Origin of the sequence: Kitasatospora sp. NPDC101801 (assembly GCF_044766665.1) — a bacterium.
GTDB lineage: Bacteria > Actinomycetota > Actinomycetes > Streptomycetales > Streptomycetaceae > Kitasatospora.
In genome coordinates, this window is record NZ_JBIWML010000019.1 from 97546 (window position 1) to 122174 (window position 24629).

At 72.6% G+C, this 24629-nt stretch carries 22 protein-coding genes and 3 pseudogenes; 12 read left to right on the forward strand and 13 right to left on the reverse strand.

Annotated elements, in window-relative coordinates; genetic code table 11:
• The first annotated feature begins 487 nt into the window (after window positions 1-487).
• Both ACIRPK_RS21565 and ACIRPK_RS21570 read left to right on the forward strand, forming a co-directional pair.
• On the forward strand, window positions 488-3061 hold the full coding sequence (locus ACIRPK_RS21565) for a toxin glutamine deamidase domain-containing protein (protein ID WP_403040882.1): 2574 nt from the start codon (window positions 488-490) through the stop codon (window positions 3059-3061).
• A gap of 13 nt (window positions 3062-3074) precedes the next feature.
• On the forward strand, window positions 3075-3932 hold the full coding sequence (locus ACIRPK_RS21570) for an immunity 49 family protein (protein ID WP_403040883.1): 858 nt from the start codon (window positions 3075-3077) through the stop codon (window positions 3930-3932).
• A 13-nt stretch (window positions 3933-3945) separates the two neighbouring features.
• Here ACIRPK_RS21570 and ACIRPK_RS21575 read toward each other — a convergent pair whose 3' ends face one another.
• From ACIRPK_RS21575 to ACIRPK_RS21585, 3 genes are all read right to left on the reverse strand, one after another.
• Window positions 3946-4788, reverse strand: a complete 843-nt coding sequence (locus tag ACIRPK_RS21575; RefSeq protein WP_403040884.1) for a hypothetical protein — start codon at window positions 4786-4788, stop codon at window positions 3946-3948.
• A 67-nt stretch (window positions 4789-4855) separates the two neighbouring features.
• Entirely contained in the window at window positions 4856-6388 is a 1533-nt protein-coding gene (locus tag ACIRPK_RS21580; protein ID WP_403040885.1) for a CehA/McbA family metallohydrolase, read from the reverse strand.
• 191 nt (window positions 6389-6579) lie between these two features.
• Window positions 6580-8181 (reverse strand): alpha/beta fold hydrolase, encoded by a 1602-nt coding sequence (locus tag ACIRPK_RS21585; protein ID WP_403040886.1) that lies wholly within the window; start codon window positions 8179-8181, stop codon window positions 6580-6582.
• 181 nt (window positions 8182-8362) lie between these two features.
• On the opposite strand from ACIRPK_RS21585, the gene ACIRPK_RS21590 reads away from it, so the two are divergent.
• The 4 genes from ACIRPK_RS21590 to ACIRPK_RS21605 all read left to right on the forward strand — a co-directional run bounded on the left by ACIRPK_RS21590 (window position 8363) and on the right by ACIRPK_RS21605 (window position 10172).
• Window positions 8363-8677, forward strand: coding sequence for a hypothetical protein (locus tag ACIRPK_RS21590; protein WP_403040887.1), 315 nt, complete (start codon window positions 8363-8365; stop codon window positions 8675-8677).
• Between the two features lie 112 nt (window positions 8678-8789).
• Window positions 8790-9659 carry an SDR family NAD(P)-dependent oxidoreductase gene (locus tag ACIRPK_RS21595; RefSeq protein WP_403040888.1) on the forward strand — a complete coding sequence of 290 codons (870 nt, stop codon included), beginning with the start codon at window positions 8790-8792 and terminating at the stop codon, window positions 9657-9659.
• Window positions 9659-9961 (forward strand): hypothetical protein, encoded by a 303-nt coding sequence (locus tag ACIRPK_RS21600; protein WP_403040889.1) that lies wholly within the window; start codon window positions 9659-9661, stop codon window positions 9959-9961. The genes ACIRPK_RS21595 and ACIRPK_RS21600 overlap by 1 nt, the downstream gene beginning before the upstream one ends.
• Before the next feature lie 49 nt (window positions 9962-10010).
• Window positions 10011-10172 (forward strand): DUF6479 family protein, encoded by a 162-nt coding sequence (locus tag ACIRPK_RS21605; RefSeq protein WP_403040890.1) that lies wholly within the window; start codon window positions 10011-10013, stop codon window positions 10170-10172.
• A 93-nt stretch (window positions 10173-10265) separates the two neighbouring features.
• On the opposite strand, the pseudogene ACIRPK_RS21610 reads toward ACIRPK_RS21605, so the two are convergent.
• Window positions 10266-10589, reverse strand: a pseudogene (locus ACIRPK_RS21610) (DUF6328 family protein); the annotation flags it as partial.
• A gap of 485 nt (window positions 10590-11074) precedes the next feature.
• Between ACIRPK_RS21610 and ACIRPK_RS21615 the strand changes: the two are divergent.
• Window positions 11075-11941, forward strand: a complete 867-nt coding sequence (locus ACIRPK_RS21615) for a SigB/SigF/SigG family RNA polymerase sigma factor (protein WP_403040891.1) — start codon at window positions 11075-11077, stop codon at window positions 11939-11941.
• Window positions 11942-11977: 36 nt separating this feature from the next.
• Window positions 11978-12376: a hypothetical protein gene (locus ACIRPK_RS21620; RefSeq protein WP_403040892.1), complete on the forward strand. Its 399-nt coding sequence runs from the start codon at window positions 11978-11980 to the stop codon at window positions 12374-12376.
• Window positions 12377-12387: 11 nt separating this feature from the next.
• Here ACIRPK_RS21620 and ACIRPK_RS21625 read toward each other — a convergent pair.
• Window positions 12388-12534: pseudogene (locus tag ACIRPK_RS21625) on the reverse strand (decarboxylase); the annotation flags it as partial.
• Between the two features lie 31 nt (window positions 12535-12565).
• Between ACIRPK_RS21625 and ACIRPK_RS21630 the strand changes: the two are divergent.
• A pseudogene (locus tag ACIRPK_RS21630) lies at window positions 12566-13165 on the forward strand (MFS transporter); the annotation flags it as partial.
• A 39-nt stretch (window positions 13166-13204) separates the two neighbouring features.
• Window positions 13205-13900, forward strand: a complete 696-nt coding sequence (locus tag ACIRPK_RS21635; protein ID WP_403040907.1) for an HAD family hydrolase — start codon at window positions 13205-13207, stop codon at window positions 13898-13900.
• Here ACIRPK_RS21635 and ACIRPK_RS21640 read toward each other — a convergent pair.
• The 7 genes from ACIRPK_RS21640 to ACIRPK_RS21670 all read right to left on the reverse strand — a co-directional run bounded on the left by ACIRPK_RS21640 (window position 13840) and on the right by ACIRPK_RS21670 (window position 21552).
• Window positions 13840-14730 (reverse strand): PaaX family transcriptional regulator C-terminal domain-containing protein, encoded by an 891-nt coding sequence (locus ACIRPK_RS21640; RefSeq protein WP_403040893.1) that lies wholly within the window; start codon window positions 14728-14730, stop codon window positions 13840-13842. The genes ACIRPK_RS21635 and ACIRPK_RS21640 overlap by 61 nt on opposite strands.
• A 27-nt stretch (window positions 14731-14757) precedes the next feature.
• Window positions 14758-15198, reverse strand: a complete 441-nt coding sequence (locus tag ACIRPK_RS21645) for an acyl-CoA thioesterase (RefSeq protein ID WP_403040894.1) — start codon at window positions 15196-15198, stop codon at window positions 14758-14760.
• Complete coding sequence (locus ACIRPK_RS21650) at window positions 15195-17564, reverse strand: bifunctional salicylyl-CoA 5-hydroxylase/oxidoreductase (protein ID WP_403040895.1); 2370 nt, start codon at window positions 17562-17564, stop codon at window positions 15195-15197. The genes ACIRPK_RS21645 and ACIRPK_RS21650 overlap by 4 nt, the downstream gene beginning before the upstream one ends.
• Entirely contained in the window at window positions 17561-19228 is a 1668-nt protein-coding gene (locus ACIRPK_RS21655; RefSeq protein ID WP_403040896.1) for an AMP-binding protein, read from the reverse strand. Before ACIRPK_RS21655 ends, ACIRPK_RS21650 begins: the two co-directional genes overlap by 4 nt.
• Window positions 19225-20151, reverse strand: coding sequence for an acyl-CoA thioesterase (locus tag ACIRPK_RS21660; protein ID WP_403040897.1), 927 nt, complete (start codon window positions 20149-20151; stop codon window positions 19225-19227). The genes ACIRPK_RS21655 and ACIRPK_RS21660 overlap by 4 nt, the downstream gene beginning before the upstream one ends.
• Window positions 20151-20636, reverse strand: coding sequence for a cupin domain-containing protein (locus ACIRPK_RS21665; protein ID WP_403040898.1), 486 nt, complete (start codon window positions 20634-20636; stop codon window positions 20151-20153). Before ACIRPK_RS21665 ends, ACIRPK_RS21660 begins: the two co-directional genes overlap by 1 nt.
• Before the next feature lie 100 nt (window positions 20637-20736).
• On the reverse strand, window positions 20737-21552 hold the full coding sequence (locus ACIRPK_RS21670; protein ID WP_403040899.1) for a fumarylacetoacetate hydrolase family protein: 816 nt from the start codon (window positions 21550-21552) through the stop codon (window positions 20737-20739).
• 120 nt (window positions 21553-21672) lie between these two features.
• On the opposite strand from ACIRPK_RS21670, the gene ACIRPK_RS21675 reads away from it, so the two are divergent.
• Window positions 21673-22107, forward strand: a complete 435-nt coding sequence (locus ACIRPK_RS21675) for a RidA family protein (protein ID WP_403040900.1) — start codon at window positions 21673-21675, stop codon at window positions 22105-22107.
• 46 nt (window positions 22108-22153) lie between these two features.
• Window positions 22154-23833 (forward strand): amidohydrolase, encoded by a 1680-nt coding sequence (locus ACIRPK_RS21680; RefSeq protein ID WP_403040901.1) that lies wholly within the window; start codon window positions 22154-22156, stop codon window positions 23831-23833.
• A gap of 353 nt (window positions 23834-24186) precedes the next feature.
• On the opposite strand, the gene ACIRPK_RS21685 is transcribed toward ACIRPK_RS21680, so the two are convergent.
• Window positions 24187-24396: a DUF397 domain-containing protein gene (locus ACIRPK_RS21685; protein WP_403040902.1), complete on the reverse strand. Its 210-nt coding sequence runs from the start codon at window positions 24394-24396 to the stop codon at window positions 24187-24189.
• Window positions 24397-24629 lie beyond the last annotated feature (233 nt).

Below are 24629 nucleotides of genomic sequence, written 5' to 3' on the forward strand. Positions count from 1 at the left end.
GCAGTCCTCCCGCACCCCCGACCACGACACCAGCACCCGCCCCGACAGCACCCCCTCCCGCACTCCGGACCACGACCCTCGTCCGGACAGCGCGCCTTCGCGTACGCCTGACGGCGACGGCGGTACTCGGCCGGACAGCACTCCGTCGCGTACGCCTGATGGCGACAGCGGTACCCGGCCGGACAGCACCCCCTCCCGCACTCCGGACCACGACCCTCGTCCGGACAGCGCGCCTTCGCGTACGCCTGACGGTGACGGCGGTACCCGCCCCGACAGCACGCCGTCCCGCACGCCTGACCACGACACCAGTGCTCGTCCGGACAGTGCGCCTTCGCGTACGCCTGATGCTGATACGGGTACTCGTCCCCACTCGTCGTCCCCGGAGGGTCCGTCGCGGACCCCGGATCATGATCCCGGCACTCGTCCGGTTGCGGCCGAGCACACGCCGTCCCCGCGTGGTGACGACAGCCGTCCCAGCTACGGCCCGGTGCGTCCCAGTGAGCCGACGCCCAGTCACACCCCCGCGCAGGCGGACATTCCCGCGCCCCGGCACGAGAACACCCCGACCCCGGCCCGTCCGGACGCCGCACCCCAGCCCACCACCACTGCGACGCCGGAGGTGCGGACTCCCGCCCACACCCCGACCTCTGACCACGGGTCACCGGAACCGGCCCCCACCCGGGTCGACCCGCGTACCGCCTACGCCGACCCCACCGGCACCGGCACGGACGGCACCCCGGCCACGGCTCCGCGTCTGAACACCGCCGGTGGGGCCACCGCCACCGCCACACCGCCCCAGGCCGGCCCCGACCACCGCCCCACCCCGCAACCCACCCCCGACACCACCCCCACCACCCCGGGCGCGGCGCCCGGTGGCGTGCCCGGCGGAGTCCCGCACACGGGAACCCCCACCACCTCCAACCCGGCCACCCCCACCACCAGCCGGCCCACCGCACCACCTACCACCACCACCGGACCGGTCCAGCCACAACGCCGCCCCGACCACGACAGGCCCACCCTGGGCCCGCGCCCCGCCGCCGACCGCAACCCCACCAACCGACCCGACCCCCGCACCGCCTACGCCAACACCCCCACAACCCGCCCAGACATCGGCTCACGCCTGGACCCCACCGGAGCGAACCCCACCCGCCCCAACACCACCCGACCCGACACCACCCGACCTGACATTCCGTCACGCCTGGATCCCACCGGGTCGAACGCGACCCGCCCCGACACGGCCCGCCCGGACGGCACCCGTCCGGACATCGGCTCCCGCCTGGACCCGAACCGCCCCGAGGGCACCCGCCCGGACACGGCCCGGCCCGACGCGACACGTCCTGACATCGGTACGCGCCTGGATCCCAGCGACGCGAACCCCACCCGCCCGGACACCACCCGCCCCGACGACACGCGCCCCGACATCGGGTCCCGCCTGGACCCCGACGGCCCCGACCACACCCGCCCCGACGACACCCCGGGCAACACACCGCACCGCCCCGCCACCGCCGACCGCCCCACCGGCACCCCCGGCGGCATCCTCGACCCCACCGAACGCGACCACCAGCGGGTCAACGACGCCACCCCGCACAACCCGGACGGCACCCCCGTCCGCCACCCCGACCCCAACGACGGCAACTGGCCCGCCGCCATCAACGGCGACGACCCCCACGCCCCCGGCCGCAACAACAACTGCGTCGACACCGCCCTGGCCACCGTCGACACCTTCGACGGCAACCCCACCCCCGCCGGCGCCCGCACCCCCGACCACGACACCCACGGCAACCCCACCGACCGCGGCGAACGCAACGGCCGCGACCGCATCGAGAACGCCCTCGGCACCAAATTCAACGACATGGGCGACGGCCCCCAAGCCTTCCACCGCATCGAGGACACCCTCCGAAACAGCGGCCACGGCTCCCAAGCCGTCATCATCACCACCGACAACGACGGCCGCTCCCACGCCTGGAACGCCGTCAACCACAACGGCACCATCACCTACATCGACGCCCAGACCGGCCAACACAGCGACAAGCCCCTCCACAACGGCGACAACGGCGTCTTCGCCATCCCCCTCGACCCCGACCGCAACCCCACCACCCCCACCCACCACACCGACCCCGACCACAACCCCGAACACGACCGCCACGCCCCCGAAGAACCCGCCGGAGCAGACGACCCGAGTGCCGCCGACGCGGATCGGGAGCGGGTCCGGAAGCAGGTCGAGCGGGCCAACGAGGCGGACGGGGAGTGGCTGAAGAAGCACTACAACGTCGACGGCCACCGCATCCGGATCGGGATGAAGGACGAGAACGGGCACGAGATCCCGCAACTCCGGTGGGTCGACGGTGATGCGGACAATCCCGGGAAGTGGATCGCGGCCCAGGACGCGCCGCCGCCGCTCGCCGAGGACTACAAGGGCGACGCCGTCGACCTCTCGGCCTCGCCGGCCGATCGCGAGCGGATGCGCAGCATCGAGGGGTCGATCGAGCGTCGTGAACAGGCGCTGGCGGCGGACCGGGCGGCCGAGGACGCGCTGAAGGAGGCGAAGGAGAGGCACGAGCAGAACCCCGGCGATCCGGATGCGAAGGCCGAGTACGACAGGCTGCACCAGGAGCACAAGGCCCCGCACCACGAGATGGGCAAGGCGGGTGAGGAACTGGGCGACCGCGCGGCCGAGTTCCACGCCATTCCGGCGACCTACCCCGATGCCGAACGGATCGACGACCGGAAGGACGGCAACAACCGGTTCGACCAGATCTGGCGTCGGGAGGACGGGGGCTTCGTCGTGGTCGAGGCGAAGGCGCCGACTGCCGGACTGGGCGACCGGAAGGCCCTGGACGGGCGTCAGGTGATGCAGGGACACCCGGAGTACTTCAAGGCGATCATCAACCAGATGAAGAAGCGCAAGGACGACGACGGGACCGAGCTGCGCCTCGCCAAGGAGCTCGAAGCGGCCTGGGCGAGCGGAAAGCTCGACTATGTCCTGGTTCAGGCCAAGGTCAAGGACGGCCAGTACGATGGCTACAAGATGAAGCAGTTCGACATCGACATCGAGCCCTAGGGGGGTAGTGCGAATGACGACGACTGTGGCTCGCCATGTGGTGGAGAGCGGCAACCTCGCGAAGGCGGTCGGGGTGCTCGCCGAGGTCCTCGACGAGGAGCTCGCGGTGGAACCGCTGACGGCGTGGCACCTCAGCAGCGCGGTGGACACCGCGCTGATCCTGGCCCGGAAGCTCGGTGTGCTGGACCCGGAGGCCGAGGAGCTCGGCACCTGGAACGCCTACGTGCGGGCGATGCAGGCGAGTTCGGGCATCTTCGCGGCCGCGACCGCCGACGGGTCGGTCGAGTGCCGGATCGGGCGCGAGGTGCGGCAGATCCCGGCGACCGGGCCGAAGTTCTACACGGACGCAGGTGCGTGGCTCGACGCGTTCTGGCTGGCCGTCATCTGCCGGGAGCGCACGCGGCTGGACATGCTGAGCGCGGTGCCGGTGGACGTGCTGCGCGGGTCGGGCGCGGTGTTCGACGAGTACGTCTACGCGTGGGTCGAGGCGTTGCAGGCTTACTGGCGCCGCACGCCGGACCTGACGGAGAAGCTGCTCGCGGCGATCGACGGTACGGACCCGGACGTCGCCCGGGTCGCGGACCGTGAGGTGCTGCTCAAGCTGCTGTACCCGCCGCTGGCCGCCTTCTATCAGTTCCTGCGGCGGGACCAGGAGAAGTTCGACGCGGCGCTGCTGCAAGGGCTCGAACTGCACCGGGAGTTCTGGTCGGCCGACGAGGAGCGCGCGGGGGACCCGGACGGCTTCGTCTCCCTGCCCCTGCTCGGCATCGCCTGCCTGGCGTACGACAACGACGTCCCGGTGGCGGTCGAGTCCGGGTACCTGCCCAAGCACCTGCTGCGCCGCAGCTGGTTCGGCGAGTACCAGACCTGAGCCGTCCGATCGGTCAGCGGGCCTGCCGGTGGCGGGCCCGCCGGCTCCGGCGATCCCCGGCCTCGGCGAGCACGGCGGCCCTGGCGTCCGCCCCGGGGTCGAAGGGCGTGGGGGAGAAGCGGCCGCCGGCGGCCCGGACGTGTCGCTCCCAGTCGTCCTGCCAGAACTGCACCGTCCACCCCGGCCACAGCTCCGGTGTCTCGTACGCCTGCGGTGAGTTGGGCAGGGACCACCAGCCCAGGCGGCGGTGTTCGGGGTCCAGGTGGAGGCCGGCGTTCACGTGCAGCCGGCACACCTGGTGCTCGGGTGCGTCCGCCAGTCGGTCGAGCAGGGGAGTGCCCTCGCGGACCGGGTGGTCGAAGGCGTCGGAGGCGACGTGGCAGTGCCGGTCGCCGACCGTGACCAGCACGCCGCCCGGGTCCGGGCCGGCCAGGTCCTCGTCCCCGGGGGCCAGGAACGGGGCCACCGCGAGCGCGGAGTCGCGGCAGCGGACGTACTCCGGCTCCAGCCCGACGTACCCGCGCAGTTCGGCCGCGCCGTCGTACAGCCAGCGGACCTCCCAGCCCGGCCAGGCGGCCCGGATCAGCTCGAAGGTGGCCGTGCGGTGCCGGAGTTGCGTGCTCGGGCCCTCCCAGCCGAAGAACAGCAGCGCCTGTCGGCCGAGGTCGAGCAGGATCCCGCCCTGGGCCGTGTCGTCGTCCAACCACCAGCCGTCCCGGCGGAGTTCGGGGAGCATCGCGAGCACGGCAGCCGGCCCGTCCAGCAGGTCGAGGTCGAGTCCGACCGCCCAGCCGGTCCGGTACAGCTCGTGCGGGCCGTGGTCGCGGACCACGATGACGTTGGCTCGGTCTCCCATGAGGACAGGATGACCAGTGCCGGGGGCGGCCGGCCACCTCATTTCGGCGGGCCGGGCCGGAGGGGTGTCAACTCCGTTCCAGGAAGACCGGGTTGGTGAGTGCGGCCATCGGGCCCCAGGGCAGGTCGGGCCCCATGCTGTTGCCCCTGCCCGGGGTGCCGTCCGGCTTCGGGAGGCGGACCTCGGCGCGGACGTAGGCGGCCAGCGAGGCGGTGGTGCGCCAGGTGAGGGTGGTCTCGCCGGAGGCGGGCAGGGTCTGCTGGCGGAGCTGGCCCTCGTCGGTGAGCAGGCGGGCGGTCCCGTTCGGCACGCCGGCCACGGTCAGCCGGACGTCCACGGGGGCGTCGGCGGGGAGGGTGAGGCGCTCGCCGATCCCGGCCTGCCGCCCGTGGCCGGTGGCGGTGAGCTCCAGCCGGACGGCGGTCGAACCGGCGATCCAGCTGCGGCCGGCCCGCAGCCCGGCCAGGATGTGATCCCGGGTCAGGTCCTCGGCCAGCACCACGGTGTGCGGGGCACCGATCGGTTGCGGGCTGCTGTGCGCGTCGCTGCTGCCGATCGCGGGCAGCCGGCGCCGCCCGTGCCGGACCGCCTTGGCCAGCCGGGCGTCCCAGCTGTCGAGGGCGGACTCGTCGTCGTACGTCCAGGGGCCGTTCCACACCTCCACGGCGTCGGCGTCCTCGTAGCCGAACTTCCACTGGCAGGCGACGTACGGGCAGTACGGGTGCGCGGGCACCACCAGCCCGCCGTGGGCGCGGACCTGGCGGGTGAACCGCTGGTGCGCCTCGTCCCTGGCCCGGTACCGCCAGTCCACCCACTGGCCGGGCTCGACGCCGAGCGCCAGCCAGTGGCCGTTGCGGGTGGTCACCTCCTCGCCGGGGATCACCAGCAGGTCGGGGCCGGCCAGCGGGCCCCAGACGCCGTGCGCGGAGGAGGTGTTGTGCTCGGTGGAGACGATGAAGTCCAGGCCCGCCGCCCGGGCACCCGCCGCGACCTCCTCGGGCAGCCGGCGGCCGTCCGAGTGCACGGTGTGCAGGTGGCAGTCGCCCCGGTACCAGGCCCGGCCGCGCCCACGGGCCCGCTCCGCCGGGTAGGCCGGAACGAAGGCCGGCCCCGGCGCGCCGAACCGGAACGTCACCTCGACCCGGTACGCCAGCCCCTGCGGCGCCACCTGGTACGGACCCAGCACCACGTGCCAGCGCCCGGGCCGGACGGCCCCGGGCAGGTAGCCGGGGGTGGCCTGCTCCCGGCTGATCGCGAACTCGGTCCGGAAGCCGCCCGACCAGCCCCGGAAGCCGGGGCCGCCGAGCTCGGTGCCGCGCTCGTCGAAGATGCCGATGTCACAGGAGTTCCCCGGCGTCCCGGCCGGCACCGGCGGCCGGTCGTACTCGTACCTGACCGCCAACTCCCGTACGCCGGAGGGAACGTCGACCGGAAGGTGGACGAAGTCCGCTGCCCCGGTCGCCAGCCTGCCGGTCAGCACCACCGTCCGCTCGGACTCCGCCGCCTGCCCGACCCCCGCCGTCCCGGCACCGAGCGCCACGCCGGTCACCCCCGCCACCGCGCCCGCCCGCAGCACATCCCGTTGCCCGATGCCGTCCATCAGCCACTCCTCCGTAGACCCGAGACCCGCCGCAGGCATCCCTACCCGGGCGGGTGAACCCCCGGTGAGCCGGGGACCACCAGCGGAAGACGATCCGAGGTGCGGCAACGGCAGAGCGGGCGCGCGGTCGGTGAACTGCCGACCGCACGCCAGCCGTTGGTGTCGCCACCGGTCCGGGACCGGATGGATCGTCAGGCCACGACCGGGAAAGCGTCGACGTCCGGCTTGAGGAGCTGGCCGGGCTTGGGGGCGACCAGGTCGACCAGGTACGAGGTGACCTGGGCGTTGAGCGCCTTGCTCTTGCCGATCGCGCAGTGCTCCACCAGGTCGACGCTGACCAGCACGGCGTTGCCGAGCTCGCGCTGCATGCTCTGGGCGAACTTGTACTGGGTGGCCGGGTCGTAGAGGTTGCCGATCACCATCACCGGGTTCGCGGTCCGCTTGTTCCACGGGCCGGTGTACCGCTCCACCTGACGGGCCGGGGCGGGCCAGGTCGAGCAGGCGGGGCCGTCGAAGGCCTGGTAGCGGCCGAAGGTCGGCGCGCCGAGCTCCCAGGCCCGCGCGATCAGCGGGAACAGCTTCGGGTTCGACGGGTACGGCTTGTCCTGGCAGTTCACGCCGTAGTACGAGTCGTCGCTGCTGTACGGGGTCTCGGGCAGGGCCTCCCGGAGCGCGGTCGGCACCAGCACGGCCAGCGCGCTCGCCTCGTTCGGGGCGGCGGACCGGGCGGCGACCGACGGCTGGGCGTTGATCGCCTGGTCGAGGGCCTGCAGGGACCTCGCCAGCGGAGCCTGCCGGCTCTGCGAGTACAGGGCGTTGGCGACCTGGCTGGTGAAGGTGCTCAGGGTGACCGTGGAGCCGTCCGGCAGGGTGACCGGGTCGGTGCGCAGGTGGTCGCGGATCGCGTCGAACCTGGCCCGGGGGTCACCGTCGGCAAAGGCGCACCGGGGCGTGCCGGCCGCCTTGCAGTGCGACAGGAAGGCGTCCAGCGAGATCTCGAACCCGTTGGCGCGGCGGCGGTCGTACTCCAGGCCGTCGGCCAGCCGGAGCTGGGGGTCGACGTTGCCGTCGACGATCAGCGCGCGGGTCTTGGTCGGGTACATGTTGGCGTAGGTGGCGCCGATCAGGGTGCCGTAGGAGAACCCGACGAAGTTGAGCTTGGCGTCACCGACGGCCTGGCGCATCCGGTCCAGGTCGCGCACCACGTTCTGGGTGGACATGTGCTTGAGCAGCGCGCCCGCGTTGCGTCCGCAGGCGTCGGTGTAGTCCTTGGTGGCGGCCAGCGTGCCGGTGATCTCCGCCTGGGTGACCGGCACCCCGGTCATCCGGTCGAAGACCCCGTTCGCCTCCTCGTCGGTGCCGAAGCACCGGAGCGGGTTGCTGCGGGCGACACCGCGGGGGTCGAAGCCGACCAGGTCGAAGCTGTCCATCACCCGGGGCTCGAACCGGGTGGTGGTGGCCCACAGGTAGCCACTGCCGCCGGGGCCGCCGGGGTTGATGAAGAGCGAGCCGATCCGCTTGGCCGGGTCACCGGCCCGGCGCCGCATCATCGCGATGCCGACCGTCTCGCCGTTCGGCTTCGCGTAGTCCAGCGGAACGGGGTAGACGGCACAGTCGTAGATCAGCGGATCGGGTTTGGACGGGTCCGGGTTGCACGGGGTCCAGGTGACCGGCGCGACCTTCGCGGCGGAACTCTCCGCCGGGGCCGCGGTCGCCGTGGCGGCGGTGCCGGCGAGCAGGACGAACGCGCTGGTGAGTGCCACCGCGAGGGTCGATATGCGTACGCGTTGCAAGGGGCCTCCTCTGTCGCTGCAAAACCCGCCCAGACTGACAGGTCACGATCAACAGGGGAAGACCCCGGATGAGCTATGGATTTCGGGCAACAGGTGCGCCCGACCCGGTGGTTGACGGTCCGTCGGCGGGTCGGCCCGTGCCCGGCGGCCCGGCGGCGGCAAGTTCTCCTACCCTCGCTGCATGACCGAGAACGAGATCAAGCTCAAGGCCATCGCCGCGCTCACCGCCCTGCGTGGCGGAGTCGGCACGGACTACGCCTCGGAACTGCTCGGTGAGGTGGTCCCGGACTACTTCGTGGTGCCCGCCGAGGCGGACGCCAACGAGATCGGCCGGGCCGTCCTGGGACAGCTGTCGAAGCCGCTGAGCGCCCTGATCACCGGGTTCGTGCTGGCCTTCGAGGCGGTCGCGGACGGCTACGAGGAGACCGATCCCGAGGTGACGACCGAGCAGATCCTCCAGGTGCTCGCGCTGGAGATCGCCGCCGAGACGGACTGACCGGCCGGGGTGCACCCGGGAGGAACGTGACGGCTGGTCAGGGCAGCGGTGGCGGGCTGTGCGCCTATGATCATTCCATCCGCGCAGCCCCGGCACCGGAGAGGGAACACCCATGGCCGACCAGCGAGTTGTCATAGTCACCGGCGGCGGCAGCGGGATCGGTGCGGCCACCGCCCGCCTGCTGCGCGCCTCCGGACACCAGGTGGTCGTCTCCGGGCGGCGGCCCGAGCCGCTGCACCTGCTCGCCGAGCGGACCGGCGCCGTGGCGCACCCCTCGGACACCACCGACCCCGACCAGGTGGCGGCGCTGGTGGAGACGGCGGTGTCCCGGTTCGGGCGGCTCGACGGCCTGGTGGTCAACGCCGGGATCGGGCGGCCCGGCGCCGTCGGCGACCTCTCCCCGGCGGACTGGGACGAGGTGATGCGGACCAACGTCACCGGCCCGTTCCTGCTGCTCCGGGCCGCCCTGCCGCACCTGCTGGCGTCCGGCGCGGGCGCGGTGGTGGGCGTCGCCTCGGTCTCCGCGCTGCGGAACGGGTCCGGCAACGCCGCGTACGCGACCTCGAAGGCCGCGCTGCTCCAGCTCTGCCGCTCGCTCGCCGTCGACTACGGCCACCGGGGGCTGCGGGCCAACGTGGTCTGCCCGAGCTGGGTCAGGACCGAGATGGCCGACCGGCCGATGACCCGGCTGGCCGAGCGGGCCGGGCTCGGCGGCCCGGACGGTCCCGGCGGCCCGGACGGTCTCGACGCGGCGTACCAGGAGGCCACCCGGCTCAGCCCGGTCCGGCGGGCCGGGGAGCCGACGGAGGTCGCCGAGGCGATCGGCTGGCTGCTCTCACCGGCCGCCAGTCTGGTCAACGGTGCCGTGCTGGCGGTCGACGGCGGGGTGTCCGCGCTCGACCCGGGAACCTTCGCCTTCGACTTCCGGATCGAACCCCGCGACGGTGGCGGTGCGGCCACGCCCGGCGCCGCCCGCCCCTGATGCACAGATACCAGGGCCCCGCGACGCTCGAGTGGTGGTCCAACCCCCTGACCTGCCTGGGCAGTTTCCGGGTGAGCCTGACCGTCTCGGCGGCCGGCGACGGCTGGCGGGGCGTCGCGGTGCCGGACCCGGACCGGTCGGACCGGGCCCGGGAGGGCTTCGACTTCCTGCTGCTGGTCGACCCGGTCTTCACCCTGCGCTTCCCGGACGACCGCACCGTCCCGGTCGCGGTCACCGCCGAGGACGGCCACCTGGTGCTCGGCCCCGTCGAGGACGGTGGACGCGGCGGGCACCGGGTTTGAAACGGCGCGGCGCGGACAGGCGCGAGGCATGATGCCAATGGATCTCGCAGTGCAGACGCAACTGGCCGAAGCGGGCCTCGGCGCGATCTGGCTGGTGGTGGCCGGGGCGGTGCTGGTGGTGGTCATCATCCTGGCCTTCGTGCTCGGCCAGCGCCGTAAGGACCGGGAGCCGCCGCCGACCGGCATGCACCGCCGACGTGACCGGCGCTGACGCCCCCCGACAGCCCGACGACGCGCCCGGCCCGGCTCGGCGAGCGGGGCGTCCGTCCCGCCCACGGCGCAGCACGGTGGCGGGGAACAGCCCCCAGCAGAGCCCGCACCGGAGCAGGACACCCCCGGCGACGGCCCAGGCGCCCCAGTCCAGGCCCGCGACCCGCAGGAGCAGCAGCGCCGCAGAGGTGGTCAGGGCGAGCAGCACGGGCCCGAGCGCGACCGGGTGGGCGACGGCCGTGGCCATCCGGGGTTTGACGTGCTCCCCGGCGAGCAGCCGGTGGCAGGAGAACCGGGGCGATCGGGGTGCCGACCGCGAACGCGCCGACGCGCCGAGCGTCACCACCGTGACGTACAGGGTCCGTGCGAGCCCGGCGAACCGTTCGGTGAAGGGGACCGTGAGCAGAAAACCCAACATGATCTGCGCCTGGTCCGGGCGATCCGCACCCCCTGAAGCAAGTCGCCCCACCGTGGTCGGCCCGCTCCTCGGCCGTCTGGTCCCGGCCGGAGTCCTGGGGCAGCGCGGAGGTGACCGGGGTGGACGGCCCTGCGCCGGCTGCCGGTGGTCGCCCGTCCGCTCCGACGGCTGGTGGCGCGGAGAGTGGGCCCGGACGCTGCGTGCAGTGCCGCTGAGCTGGGGGTGAGGGTCTCCCGGGTGCGGTTTAACGGGGCCCGGACGGGGGACGAGAGCAGCGCGGGGTGTTCGGGCCCGGCCCGGCTCCGTCCGGCGGTCGGTGTGACGTCGGCACCTCACGCACGGTCATCGTGCCGGGAGCAGCGCAGCCGGCGCAACGGTGCGGCGGTCTCCCACCCACTGATCGGTGCGTGTCGCCCTCCGGGTCGGCGGGTCGTCCCGAACCGACCGGACGGGCGGCGCGCGGGACGTCCGGGGAGCTGACCTCCATGGGCACTTCCGACACCATCACCACACTGTCCGTCGAACTGCGGCGGCCCAGCCGCCAGGAGATGCGGGCCCTCGGCAAGACCCGGGCCCGTGCCCTCAGCGACGCGCTGTTCACCCGACTGGCGGCCCTGGAACGCGAGTCGGCCGCGTACAGCTACGTGCGCGGCACCGTCATCGAGCTCAACATGCCGCTGGTGCGCTTCGTGGCCGGCGGCTTCCGGCACGGGTCGGCCGACCCGGAGGACATTTTCCAGGTCGGGACGGTCGGCCTGATCAAGGCCGTGGACGGCTACGACCGCCGGCGCGGCGTGGAGTTCGCCACCTACGCGATCCCGACCATCGCCGGCGAGATCAAGCGGTACTTCCGGGACACCAGTTGGCCCCTCCGGGTGCCGCGCAGTCTGCAGGAGCTCTACCTCCGGGTGGTGCACTGCTCGGACCGGCTGGAGCAGACGCTCAGCCGGCTGCCGACGCCGGACGAGATCGCCGAGGAGCTCGGCCTCGACCCGGCCGAGGTGGTCACCGGACTCGCGGTGGGCTGCGCCTACCGGGCCAACTCGCTGGACGCGCTGTCGCAGGACCAGGACGACTCGAACGGCCGCAGCCTGGTCGACCGACTCGGCGTGTACGACCGGGAGTTCGACCTGACCGAGTTCAAGGAGGCGGTCCGGCCGCTGATCCGGGAACTGCCGGAGCGCGAGCGGACGGTGCTGGCGCTGCGGTTCTGGGGCGACTGCACCCAGGCGGAGATCGCCGAACGGATCGGGGTCTCCCAGATGCACGTGTCGCGCCTGCTGTCCGGCATCCTGACCGGCCTGCGCGAGGGGCTGGCCGACGAACCGGATGAGCCGGCCGGTTCCGGATAGGCGCCGGGACGGACGTGCGGACCGGTAGGTGGGAGCGTGCGCCAGTCCCCTTCGCTACAGGTCGAACTGGACGGCCGGCCCGGTTCGGTACGCGCGGCGCGGTCGGCGACCGCCGGCTTCCTGCGCGAGCTCGCCGACCGGGGCGAGGGCCGGCTGGGCGCGCACACCCGCGAGGACGCTGAGCTGGTGGTCGCCGAGCTGATCGGCAACGCCTGCCGGCCCGCAGCGGGACCGTGCCGGCTCACCGTGCTGGTGTCGCCCGGGGGCACCGTGGCCGTGGTAGTCGAGGACAGCAGCGCCCGACTGTGCCGGACGCCTGCCGGGCCCGGGCCGCCGCGCCTCGGGCTGACGGTGGTGCCGGTGCTCGGGCAGGGCGTGCACGTCCTGCGGACCGGCGCCGGGAAGATGGTCACCACCACCGTGCCCGACCGCTGAGGGCTGGCCGCTCAGGCGGTTCTGACGACGGTGCCGGCGGCCTCCAGCGCGGAGACCTCGTCGGCGGGTGCGGTGGTGTCGGTGACGAGGGTGTGCAGGAGCGTGGCGGGGCCGACGTGGGCGAAGGCGGTGCGGCCGAGCTTGCCGCCGTCCGAGGAGGCACCGGACGCCACGGGGCAGGTCCGACTCCTCGCGGTCCTGGCGCTGATGGTCATGCTGTGCGAGGGCGCCGCCAACGACTGGAGCGCCCTGCACCTGAGGGACGTTCTCGGCGCCTCGGCCGGCACGGCCGCCTACGCGTACGGCACCTTCGCGGCGGCCATGACCGTCGGCCGACTGCTCGCCGACCGCCTCGCCTCCCGGTTCGGCTCGATGGCGATCCTGCGGTACGGCGCCGCCACGGCCGCCGTCGGCAGCACGCTCGTGGCGCTCGGCCCGTGGCTGTGGACGGCGTTCGCCGGCTGGGCACTGTTCGGCCTGGGCCTGTCGGGCTGCGTCCCGCAGCTGTTCAGCGCGGCCGGGCACGCCGACCCGGCCGCAGCCGGCGCCAACGTCTCCCGCGTCGCGGGGCTCGGCTACGTCGGCATGCTCGCCGGCCCCGCCGTCATCGGCTGGCTGGCCCACCTGGTCGCCCTGAACCACACCTTCGTCCTGCTGACCCTGCTGTGCGCCACCACCGCCGTCGCTGCGCGAGTCCTGCGTACCGGACCCGACCGTACGCGTCGAACCGAGACGGTCGCAGCGTCACCCGCCACCAAGGAGCGGACACCGGCCGGGCCGGCACCGGCTCCCGCCCCTGACCTGCCGTCGGCAGCAGGACTCCCCGCCATGTCCACCGACCGCCCCATCGTGCTGTTCGACCTCTTCGGCGTCATCGCCCGCCACCAACGACCCGGCGCCCTGGGCGAGATGGCCGCCCTGGGCGGCGCCCCCACGGATGCGTTCGCCGCCGCCTACTGGGCCTGCCGCCGGCCGTACGACGCCGGACGGTTCTCGGCGGCCCAGTACTGGACGGCCGTCCTGCACCGGCTGTCCCTCTCCGCTCGCCCCGACCTCATCGAGAAGCTGCGGCTCGCCGACATCGACAGCTGGTCACGCGTCGACGGCCAGATGGTCGCCTACGTGCAGTCCCTGCGGGACGTCGCCGAGGTCGCCCTGCTCTCCAACATCCCCGCCGACCACGCGGACGCCTTCCGCGCCGCCCAGCCCTGGCTGCACGACCTCGACCACGTCGCGTTCTCCGGGGGGATCCACGCCGCCAAGCCGGACCCGGCGGCCTTCCGCCACTGCGTCGCCGCCCTGCACGCGGCCCCCGCCGACTTCCTCTTCGTCGACGACCGCGAGGAGAACGTGCGCGCCGCCCAGGCCGTCGGCATGAACGGACACGCCTTCACCGGACACGACGAACTGGCAGCAACCCTCCAGACCTGGCTGCCGACCCGCCGACCCAGCCTGACGGCGCGTCACTTCGACGCTGCGCCGCCGCCTTCGGTCGCGGTCGGCCTCGGCTGGGCGGACCAGTAGTGGGCGGCGTGGGCGAGTGCCGGGCCGTCCAGCTCGGCGACCAACCGCTCGAAGAGGCGGACGGCAGCGGGGCCGCTCCAGTCCTCGGTCAGCACCTCGGGTGGGAGCCCGGGGTCGCGGAACGGCAGCTTGCGCCAGTGGTCGACCACCGAGAGGTAGGTGACGAAGGCGTGCTTGCCGTCGACGGCGGAGTCGGCCGCGAGGCGGTCGCCCTCTCCTGCGTACTCCTGGATGAACTCGCGGTAGCGCCGGTCGATCTCGGCGAGGTCCCAGCCGTTTCGGACCATGGTGGTGAGCTGCTGCCCCCCGAGATAGTCGCCGACGAAGACGGCGCACTGCTCGGTGAGATCCAGTTCGGCGATGGCGCGTCGAGCGGCCGGGAGCATCCGCGCGGGGGCTATCCACACCGCCGAGCCGATGTTGCCGAAGCCGAGCGAGGTCAGGTGCGCGGTCAGCTGGTGGCGCACCGCGCGGGCGGACTCCGGCACGGAGAAGTTCACCAGGCACCAGCCGTCGCCGAGATCGGCCGGCTGCCGCGCGTGCCAGATCACCTCGTCACCGGCCGCGAGCGCCTCCAGCGCGGCGGGTGTCAGGGCGTAGCCGCGCAGGCCGGAGCGGGTCTGCGACTCCAGCCATCCGCGCTTCTTGAGCCGGAAGACCGCCGTCCGGACGCCGGCAGCGTCGAGGCCCGACTGGGCCAGGAGTTCCACCGCGCCCGCGATCGGCATCCAGTTGCCCATGGGGCGGACGACCGCGCCGAGGAAGCTCACCAGCAGGGTCCGGGAACGGCGGGCGGCTGCCGGGGGCCGGGCGCTCTTCGTCTCGCTCATCCCGTCCAGTATCGCCGAGAGGGTCATTCATGATCGCACCGGGCCGCGCAGTGCGGTGACCCACTCCCGGGGCCACGGCACGCTCGCGGCACCGCTGCGGTGGTCGCGGTCGATGTGCGCGGTCACGTAGCGGCCGTGCGCGGCCCGGCGACGCTGCCGTCCCTCGAACCGCTCGCCCCAGACCTCGAAGGCGAAGGTCATCGAGGACGCGCCGATGCGGACCAGCTCCACGACCGCGCTGACGTCCTGGCCGAAGAAGAGCGGTGACTCGAAGTCCACCTCGTAGTGGACCCGGGGCGCCACCGGGAAGTACCCGGGCAGGCCCCGCTCGGCCATGAGCGTGGCCTCGGCGGCCTCCACGAATCGCACGATCGCGCTGTTGTGGTAGATGCCCGCCGCGTCGGTGTCGATCCACTCGATCCGGGTCCGGTGGACGCCGACCGGACCTTCGACCCCGGGGCCGGTCACCCGGACGCCGGGTCCGGCCCCGGCGTCCAGCGCAGGTGCACCTGGCCGGCGGCTCCCTCGCGCAGCAGCTCCAGTCGCGGCGGGATCCGGTCGGAACGGGAGGTCGGGGGCCTGCGGCGGCCCGCCTCCCACTGGATCGGCCACCGGGCGCCCGCGCCGCGGTACTCCTGTTCGGCGGCGGCCTGCAGGGTCCACTGCGGGTTGTAGAGGTGGGTGCGCCCGAGGGCACACAGGTCGGCCCGTCCGGCGAGCAGGATGGAGTTCACGTCGTCGTACGAGGAGATGGCACCGACCACGATCACCTTGACGCCGGCGGGCCCGGCCACCCGGTGGCGGATCTTGTCGGCGAACGGGGTCTGGTAGGAGCGGCCGTAGGCGGGCTTCTCGTCCTGGGTGACCTGCCCCGAGGAGACGTCGATCGCGGCGGCGCCGTGCTCGATGAACGCCCGGGCGATCTCCACGGCGTCGTCGTCGGTGTTGCCGTCCGGCACCCAGTCGGTCGCCGAGATGCGGACGGTCACCGGGATCCCGGCCGGGACGGCCCGGCGGACGGCGTCGAAGACCTCCAGCGGGAACCGCAGCCGGTTCTCCAGGATCCCGCCGTACGCGTCGGTGCGCCGGTTGGCGACGGGGGAGAGGAAGGACGACAGGAGGTAGCCGTGGGCGGCGTGCACCTCGACCAGGTCGAAACCGGCCCGCACGCCGCGCTCGGCGGCCGCGGCGAAGTCGGCGACCACCTTGTCCAGGTCCTCCCGGGTGGCCTCCCGGGGGAGGTGGCAGCCGGCGCCGTAGGGGATCGCGGACGGACCGATCACCTCCCAGTTGCCGTCGTCGAGCGGCTGGTCGATGCCCTCCCACATGAGTCTGGTCGAACCCTTGCGACCGGAGTGGCCGAGCTGCAGGCCGATCCGGCCGGTCGTGCGGTCGTGCACGAAGTCGGTGACCCGGCGCCAGGCGTCGCACTGCTCGTCGGTCCACAGCCCGGGGCAGCCCGGGGTGATCCGGCCCTCGGGCGAGACGCAGACCATCTCGCTCATCACCAGGCCCGCCCCGCCGAGCGCCTTGGATCCGAGGTGCACCAGGTGGAAGTCACCGGGCACCCCGTTCACCGAGGAGTACATGTCCATCGGGGAGACGACGACGCGGTTCGCCAGCCGGAGCGGACCGATCCGCACCGGCTGGAACATCGCCGGGGCCACCTCGGCGGCCCCTTCGTGCCGGGCGAACTCACTCTCCATCAGGGCGGCGAACCCGGCATCCCGCTCCCTGAGGTTGTCGAAGGTGATGCGACGGGACCGGGTCAGCAGGTTGAACGCGAACTGGGCCGGTGCCTGGCCCGCGTACATGCCGATGTTCTCGAACCACTCCAGCGACGCCTGTGCGGCCCGCTGGGTCGACTCGACGACCGGCTTGCGCTCGGTCTGGTAGGCCGTCAGCGCCTCGGCCACCGACGGGTGTTCGTGCAGACACGCCGCCAGTGCGAGCGCGTCCTCCATCGCGAGCTTGGTGCCCGAACCGATCGAGAAGTGCGCGGTGTGCGCCGCGTCGCCGAGCAGCACCACGTTGCCGTCGTGCCACCGCTCGTTCCGCACGGTCGTGAAGTTGAGCCACTTCGAGTTGTTGGTGAGGACCTGACGGCCCTTCAGCTCGTCGGCGAAGAGCTCCCGGATCCTCCCGACGGCGTACTCGTCCGAGACGCCCGGCGGGAGATCCCCGGTCCGGTCGAAGCCGGCCCGCCGCCAGACGTCCTCGTGCATCTCGACGATGAAGGTCGAGCCGGTGCCGGAGAAGGGGTAGCCGTGGATCTGCATGGTGCCCCACTCCGTCTGCTTGACGAAGAACTGGAACGCCTCGAAGACCAGGTCGGTGCCGAGCCAGATGTACTTGTTGCACCGCCGGTCCAGCGACGGCCCGAAGACGTCGGCGTACTTCGTCCGGACGGCGGAGTTGAGTCCGTCGGCGGCGACCACCAGGTCGTGGGAGACCCGCAGCCCGTCCACGTCCGGCACCTGCGTCCGGTAGTGGACGGTGACGCCGAGATCGGCGGCCCGCTGCTGCAGGATCCGGAGCAGCTCCTGGCGGCTCATCGCCGCGAAGCCCTGACCGCCCACGGTGAACCGGTGGCCGTCGAACTCGATGTCGATGTCGGTCCAGCGGGCGAACCGGCTCTCCATCGCGGCGTGGACGACCTCGTCGGCGTTGTCGATCCCGCTCAGGGTCTCGTCGGAGAAGACGACGCCGAAGCCGAAGGTGTCGTCCGGCGCGTTGCGCTCCCAGACGGTGACCTCGTGCGCCGGGTCCAGTTGCTTCATCAGGGCGGCGAAGTACAGGCCGCCCGGGCCGCCGCCGGCGATGGCGATCCTCATGCCCGGTCCTCCTCCACGCTGCGATTCGCCACACTGCGATCCTGCACGATCTGGCGGAGCCTGAAGTGCTGGAGCTTGCCACTGGGATTGCGCGGCAGTGCGTCGGTGAAGCGCACGTCGCGCGGGTACTTGTACGGGGCGATCTGCTGCTTGACGTGGTCCTGGATCTCCCGGGCCTTCGCCGCGTCGCCGACCACGCCGGGTCGGAGCACGACGAACGCGCAGACGACCGAGCCGCGCTCGGGGTCGGGCGCGGCGACCACCGCCGTCTCGGCCACGTCCGGGTGGGTGACGACCGCGGCCTCGACCTCGGGGCCGGCGATGTTGTAGCCGGAGGAGACGATCATGTCGTCGTTGCGCGCCTGGAACCAGAAGTAGTCGTCCTCGTCGCGCAGGAAGGTGTCGCCGGTGACGTTCCACCCGTTCACGACGTAGTTCGCCTGCCGCTCGTCGTCGAGGTAGCGGCAGCCGACCGGGCCGATCACGCCGAGCCGTCCCGCGACGCCGGGGGCGGCTTCCTCGCCGTCCGGTCCGAGGACGGTGGCGCGGTAGCCGGGGACCGGCCGACCGGTCGCTCCCGGGCGGATGTCCTCCCCGGCGGCCGAGATGAAGATGTGCAGCATCTCGGTGGCGCCGATCCCGTCGATGACCTTGATGCCGAGCTCGTCGCGCAGCTTCTCCCACAGCGCCCGGGGGATGTGCTCCCCGGCGCTGACCGCGGACCGCAGGCCCGAGAGCTGCCGTACCGCGCCGGACTTGACGATCTGTTGGTACGCGGTGGGTGCGGTGGCCAGCACGGTCACGCCGCGGTCGGCGACCAGCCGGGCGAGCTCCACCGGGGTGGCGGCCTCGGTGAGGAGGGCGCAGGCGCCCGCCCGGAGGGTGAAGACGACCAGCATGCCCAGGCCGAAAGTGAAGGCGAGCGGCGCGGTGCAGGCGACCAGGTCGTCGGGGCGCAGCCGCAGCACGCCCTTCCCGAAGGTGTTGTCGATCGACAGGATGTCGCGGTGGAAGTGCACGGTGATCTTCGGGGCGCCGGTGGTGCCCGAGGTCGGCCCGAACAGGGCGACGTCGACCGCGGCGGTGTCGACCGCCGGGAACTGCCCCGGCTTCCCCGCAGCCCGGTTGCCCAGGTCGTCGGCCGCGTCGCCGCCGTGGGCCACGACGGCCAGCTCCGGCGCGACCGTGTCCCGTACGGTGAACACCTCGTCGAGGAAGCGGTGGTCGACCAGCGCCACGGCCGGTCGGGTCTTCGCCACGATCGGTGCCAGCTCGCGTGCTCGCAGGGCGGCCATGGTGGCGACGGCGATGCCGCCGGCCTTCAGGACGCCCAGCCACGCGGCGACGGCCCAGGGGTTGTTGGGGGAGCGCAGCAGCACCCGGTTGCCGGGGACCAGGCCGAGGTCCTCGGTGAGCACCCGGGCGATCTGGTCGGCCCGCCGCTGAAGCTCGCCGTAGCTCCAGACCTCGCCGTCCGGCGTGCGCAGCGCGGGCCGGTCCGGGCCGAAGGCGGCCACCGGACGGTCGATCAACTCGACGGCGGCGTTGAGGTGTTCCGGGTACTGGAGCAGCTCGGTGGTGAACTCCAGCACCGGCCACTGTCCGGCCGGGGGCAGGTGGTCGCGGGCGAAGGTGTCGGTGTGGCCCGAGGGCAGCAGGCTCATCCCCGGCCCGCCTCGGACCTACGGATCATCCCTTCCTGGACGACGGTGGCCAGGTGGGTGCCGTCGGTGTCGAAGAAGCGGCCGGAGGCGAGCCCGCGGCCGGCCTCCGCCGCGTCGGCCTGCTGGGCGTAGAGCAGCCAGCCGTCCGCCGCACCCGGTCGCGGGGCGCGGTGGAACCACATCGCGTGGTCGAGGCTGGCGGTGACCAGACCCTCCTGCGCCCAGTGCAGGCCCAGGACCCGCAGCACCGGCTCCAGGATCGTGTAGTCGCAGACGTACGCGAGGGCCGCCGTGTCCCGCTGCGCGTCGGTGAGCCCGTCGACCGGCCGGAGGGCGTCGAACGGCTTGACCCAGACCGCCTGGTGGGGCACCTGCGCGCCCTCGACGGTCAGGTAGACCGGGCCCGGCACGTGGCGCATGTCGAAGCTTCGCCCGCTGGACCAGTAGGTCTTCGAGGCCGGCGTCATCGTCCCGCCGGTCCGGTCCGCAAGGTACTCGGCGGAGCCGGGCAGTTCGTCGGGGCCGGGCAGGTCCGCAGCACCCGGGAGGCCGCGGTCGTAGCTCGCACCGGGCTCGCCGGCCGCGAAGTTGGCCAGGCAGACGTAGAGCGGCTTGCCGTTCTGGTAGCCGCGCACCTGCCGGGTCGCGTAGCCCCGGCCGTCGCGCAGCAGCTCCACCTCGTAGCGCACGTCCCTGCCGATCTCGGCGGGGCGCATGAAGTAGGAGTGCATGGAGTGCAGCGTCTTGCCGTCGTCGACGGACCTCATGGCGGCCGCCGCGGCCTGGGCCACGAGGTCGCCGCCGTAGGCCTTCGGCCACGGGCAGGGCTGGGTGACCGCCGTGAACGCGAGGTCGAAGTGCTCCGCCTGCGCGGGGCGCAGGGTGACCGCAGTGGTGAACGCCTCGGAGGTGGTGTCGGTCATCAGGGCCGCTCCAGCCAGTCGCGCAGGTCCGCGTCCGGGACCTGGGGGAGGTTGACCACGATGTTCTCGGGGGTGCGGGTGGTCATCCAGGTGAGCGGCCTGTCGCGGTCGAGGTTGCACTCGACGTGGGGCATGAACGGCGGGACGAAGACCCAGTCCCCCTCCGCCATGTCGACGTAGTCCTCGAAGTTCCGGCCGAAGTAGATCCGGCCCCGGCCGGAGAGCACGTAGCCGCCGGTCTCGGCCTCGCCGTGGTGGTGCGGCACCGAGCGGTAGCCGCCCTCGTTGTGGACCTTGCCGAACCAGATCCTGGTGGCCGGGGTGTGCTGGATGCTGACCCCCGAGATCCGGGAGGCGCCGGCGGACTGCCCGGTGTCCCCGGGCTCCGTACCGGCCCGGGTCACCACCGGCACCACCAGGCCGCTCGCCGTGGCGTACATCGAGTTGTCGCCCTCAAGGACGGGGTCACGTGGCTGGGGGTCCATCGAAGCTCCTTGCCAGTGCGGGAGTTGGTGCGGAGAGGCGTCAGTCCGGGCGGTGTCGGTTGGTGCGGTGTCAGGTGATGCGGTGCCAGCTCGTGCGGTGTCAGCCCGTGAACTGCACGGTGTTGCGCAGCCTGCCGATGCCGGGGATCTCGGCCTCGACGACATCGCCGTCGGCGAGGAAGCGCTGGGGGTCCCGGGCCACCCCGACGCCGCCGGGCGTGCCGGTCAGCACGAGGTCGCCCGGGCGCAGCACGGTGAAGGTCGAGATGTACGCGAGCAGGTCGGCCGGGTCGAACACCAGCGTCCTGGTGTTGCCGCGCTGGACCTGCTCGCCGTTGACCCGGCAGATCACCTCCACCCCTTCGGCGGGGTCGATCTCGTCCGGTGTCACGACCACGGGACCGACCGGAGTGGAGGCGTCCCAGGCCTTCCCCTGGAACCACTCCGCCGTCCGGTACTGCCAGTCACGCACCGAGATGTCGTTCGCCACCGTGTAGCCGGCGATCCCGGCGAGAGCGGTCGACCGGTCGGCGCGGCGCAGGGTGGTGCCCACCACGACGGCGAGCTCGGCCTCCCAGTCGACCTGCAGGCCCGGCGGCAGGACGAGGTCGGCGTCGGGACCGGTGAGGCTGTCGGCGTACTTGGTGAAGAGCGTCGGGTGGGCCGGCAGGTCGCGTCCGGACTCCCGGATGTGATCGGCATAGTTCAGACCGCAGCAGATCACCTTGCGCGGCGCGGGCAGCGGAAGCACCGGCACAGCGCCGTCGATCGGCTCACCTGCCAGGGCGGCCGCCGGTACCTGTGACGTCGCCGCCAGGAACTCGGACAGGTCGGCGGCCGGCAGCGCCCGCCAGGTGTCCCCGTCGAGCACCGCGGCGCTGGTACCGGCCGCATGGGCGACGGTCGCGAGGCGCATGACCGTTCCTCTCCTTCGTACTGCCCGGCATCTTGTATTTCATTATTTCTACGACCGTCACGAGACTGTCAATAGATGTTACGGTGACGCCACCCAGTTCCCGTCCCGCAGGAGCTCTCCATGGCGACCGACCTGACCCCGGTTCCGGTCAACCCCGCATCCCTGCCCGCGCCCAGTGGCTACTCGCACGGGACGCTCAGCGGCAACACGCTCCACCTGGGCGGCCAGACGGCCCTCGACCGGGACATGCGGATCGTCCCGGGCGGCATCGTCGAGCAGTTCCGGCAGGCGTTCGGCAACGTCCTGGCGACGCTGGCCGAGGCCGGCGGCATCCCGCAGGACCTGGTGAGCGTGACGCTCTTCCTGACCGACATCGCCGACTACCAGGCGCACGGCAAGGAGATCGGGCGGGCGTGGCGCGAGCTGGCCGGCCCGGTCTACCCCGCGATGGCCGGCATCGGCACCACGGGGCTGTGGCAGCCCGAGGCCATGATCGAGATCCTTGGTGTCGCGGTCATCCCGGACGAGCGCCTGGTCCGGCCGGCCGGGGCCTGAACAGCCATCCGCCACCGAGTTGGGGCCGAAGCCGTTGGAGGCCGCCGTGCCGTCGTCCACCCCGCCGTCGTCCAACCCACCGTTCGCGGACCTGCTGCTGCGCGCGGGCCGCATCCACACCCTCGTCCCCGGTCAGGGGCCGCAGCGGGCGCTCGCGGTGCGCGGCGAGCGGGTGTTCGCGCTGTCGGCGGAGCCGGACGGGCTCGACCACCTCGCCGGACCGGCCACCACCCTGCTCGACCTGCCCGGCTCCACCGTGCTGCCGGCCTTCGACGACACGCACACCCACCTGATCGCGGCCGCCGACAGCGCCCATGACGTGGCCGTGGACGGCGCCCGTTCCGTTCCCGAGCTCCTCGACCTGATCCGCGCCCGGGCCGACCGGACGCCGCCGGGCGAGTGGATCCGCACCGCCGGGCACTGGCAGGAGCTCAACCTCGCCGAACGCCGGTTCCCGACGGCCGCCGAGCTCGACCGGGCGACCGACCGGCATCCGGTGCTCGTGCTGCGCGGGGTGCACAACCAGGTCCTCAACGGCTACGCGCTGCGCCGGTGCGGGATCGACGCCGACACCCCGGACCCGGTGGGCGGCAGCATCGGCCGCACGGCCGACGGCCGACCCGACGGCCACCTGCGCGGCGGCCTGGCCCTGATCCGGCCGCAACTGCCCGCACCCGATCCGGCGGCCAAGCTGGACGGCTTGCGCCTGGCCTCGCATGCCTACGCGGCGACCGGCATCGGTACCGTGCGCGACACCAACTCCTCCCCGGCCGACCTCGCCGCGCTCCAGCAGCTCCGCGCGAGTGGTCAACTCGGCTGCCGGGTTCGGGTGTTGCTCAGCACCATTGGCTTCACCGCAGTGCGGCAGGTCGAGGAGCTCCTCGACGGCATGGAGGCTTGGCGCCACCTCGACGATCCCTGGCTGCGGGTGTGGGGGGTGAAGTTCTGGCTGGACGGCGGGATCGAAGCCGGCGCGCTGGAGGCCCCGTACTGCCCGGCACACTGCCCGACTCCCGGCTACACCGGTCAACTCGCCTGGGACCTTACCGAGTTGGAGACGGCAGTGGAACGGGTGGTGCGACGCGGCTGGCGGGTCGGCATCCACGCCTACGGCGACCGCGGCGTCCGCACCCTCCTCGACCTGTACGAACGCGTACAGCACCGCGTCCCCGGCCTCCCGTACGGCACGCTGGTCATGGAGCACGGCGGACTCGCAGACCGGGAACAGCGGCGGCGGGCGGTGCAGTTGGGCATTCCGGTGACCATCCAGCAGCCGCTGCTCCACGACGCCGCCGCCATTCAGTCCGAGTACTGGGGCACGGAGCGGGTGGCCGCGCTGTTCCCCGCACGCGAGTGGCTGGACGCGGGCGCGGACATCTCGGCCGGATCGGACTACCCCGTCGGCGCCTACGGTGCCGCACACTCGCTCCACGGTCTGACGACCCGGTCGACGGTCGACGGTGTCCTCGGCCCGGAGCACGCCATCGACCGAGCGGAGGCGATCGGGCTGCACACCACCGCCGCCGCCCGCCTGACCGGCGAGAGCCACCTGCGCGGGCAACTCACCCCCGGCCGCCTCGCCGACCTCACGATCTGGCCCGACGACCCGACAACCGCCCCCGAGGGCACCCTCGACAGCCTCCGCCCCAGCCACACCCTCCTCGGCGGCTCCTTCGTCCACGGCGGCCCCGCAGCCGCCCGCCCTGCCGGACCTGACCGCCACTGAGTGGCTCGCCTGCGGGACCCTCGCTCTGCGGCGCCGGTGGCGTCACGCACAGCGCGCGATGCAGATCGGATCGCCCCCGACCTGCATTCCCCGGCCGCCTCCGTTGGCCCACGGGTCGTGTCTGAGGGGGGACTTGAACTCTCCACTCGGGCACCAGCTTCATTCTGCTCTGACCTGCGTAAACACGGTCGACACGCCACTAATTTGACGGTTCGCCATACCTGTGCATCGGGACCGTTCCTGGGTGTTTCGGGCCCCTGTTGGTCACCCGTTGGTCACGTGACCAACAGCCAGGACAGCAGGAGGCCCCGGCCATCTAGACAGCCGGGGCCTCCATCGCCAGAGAGGTTTGGTTAGACCTGGAACGTGGCAGCGAAACTGGCGAAAGCGGCCCACTGGTCAGCCGTGAAGACGAGGGCGGGGCCGTTGGGGTCCTTGGAGTCGCGGACAGGGACGAGGCCGTGGCTTGCGGCGAAGTTGAGAGCAGGCTCGACGCAGTTGCCTCCGTCGGTATTGCTGTAGGACGACTTCTGCCACTCAGCGTTCGTGAGGTCGATGTTCATGTGCGTGTTCCTCCGCCACCTGTTCGATGAGGTCCAGCGACGCGTCTGGGGTGAGCGCAACTGCCCGTGCTAGATCGTAGGACAGGTGGAGACTTGCAACGGTCTCCGCTTCCTCGGTCAGTGCCCCCGAATGTGTGCCTGAACCGCCCCGGGTTCGATAGAGATCTCAGATTATGGTTGTGACCTGCGGTTTTGTGGTGGTGAGGTAGTAGGTTTTCTCGTACTCGACGGGC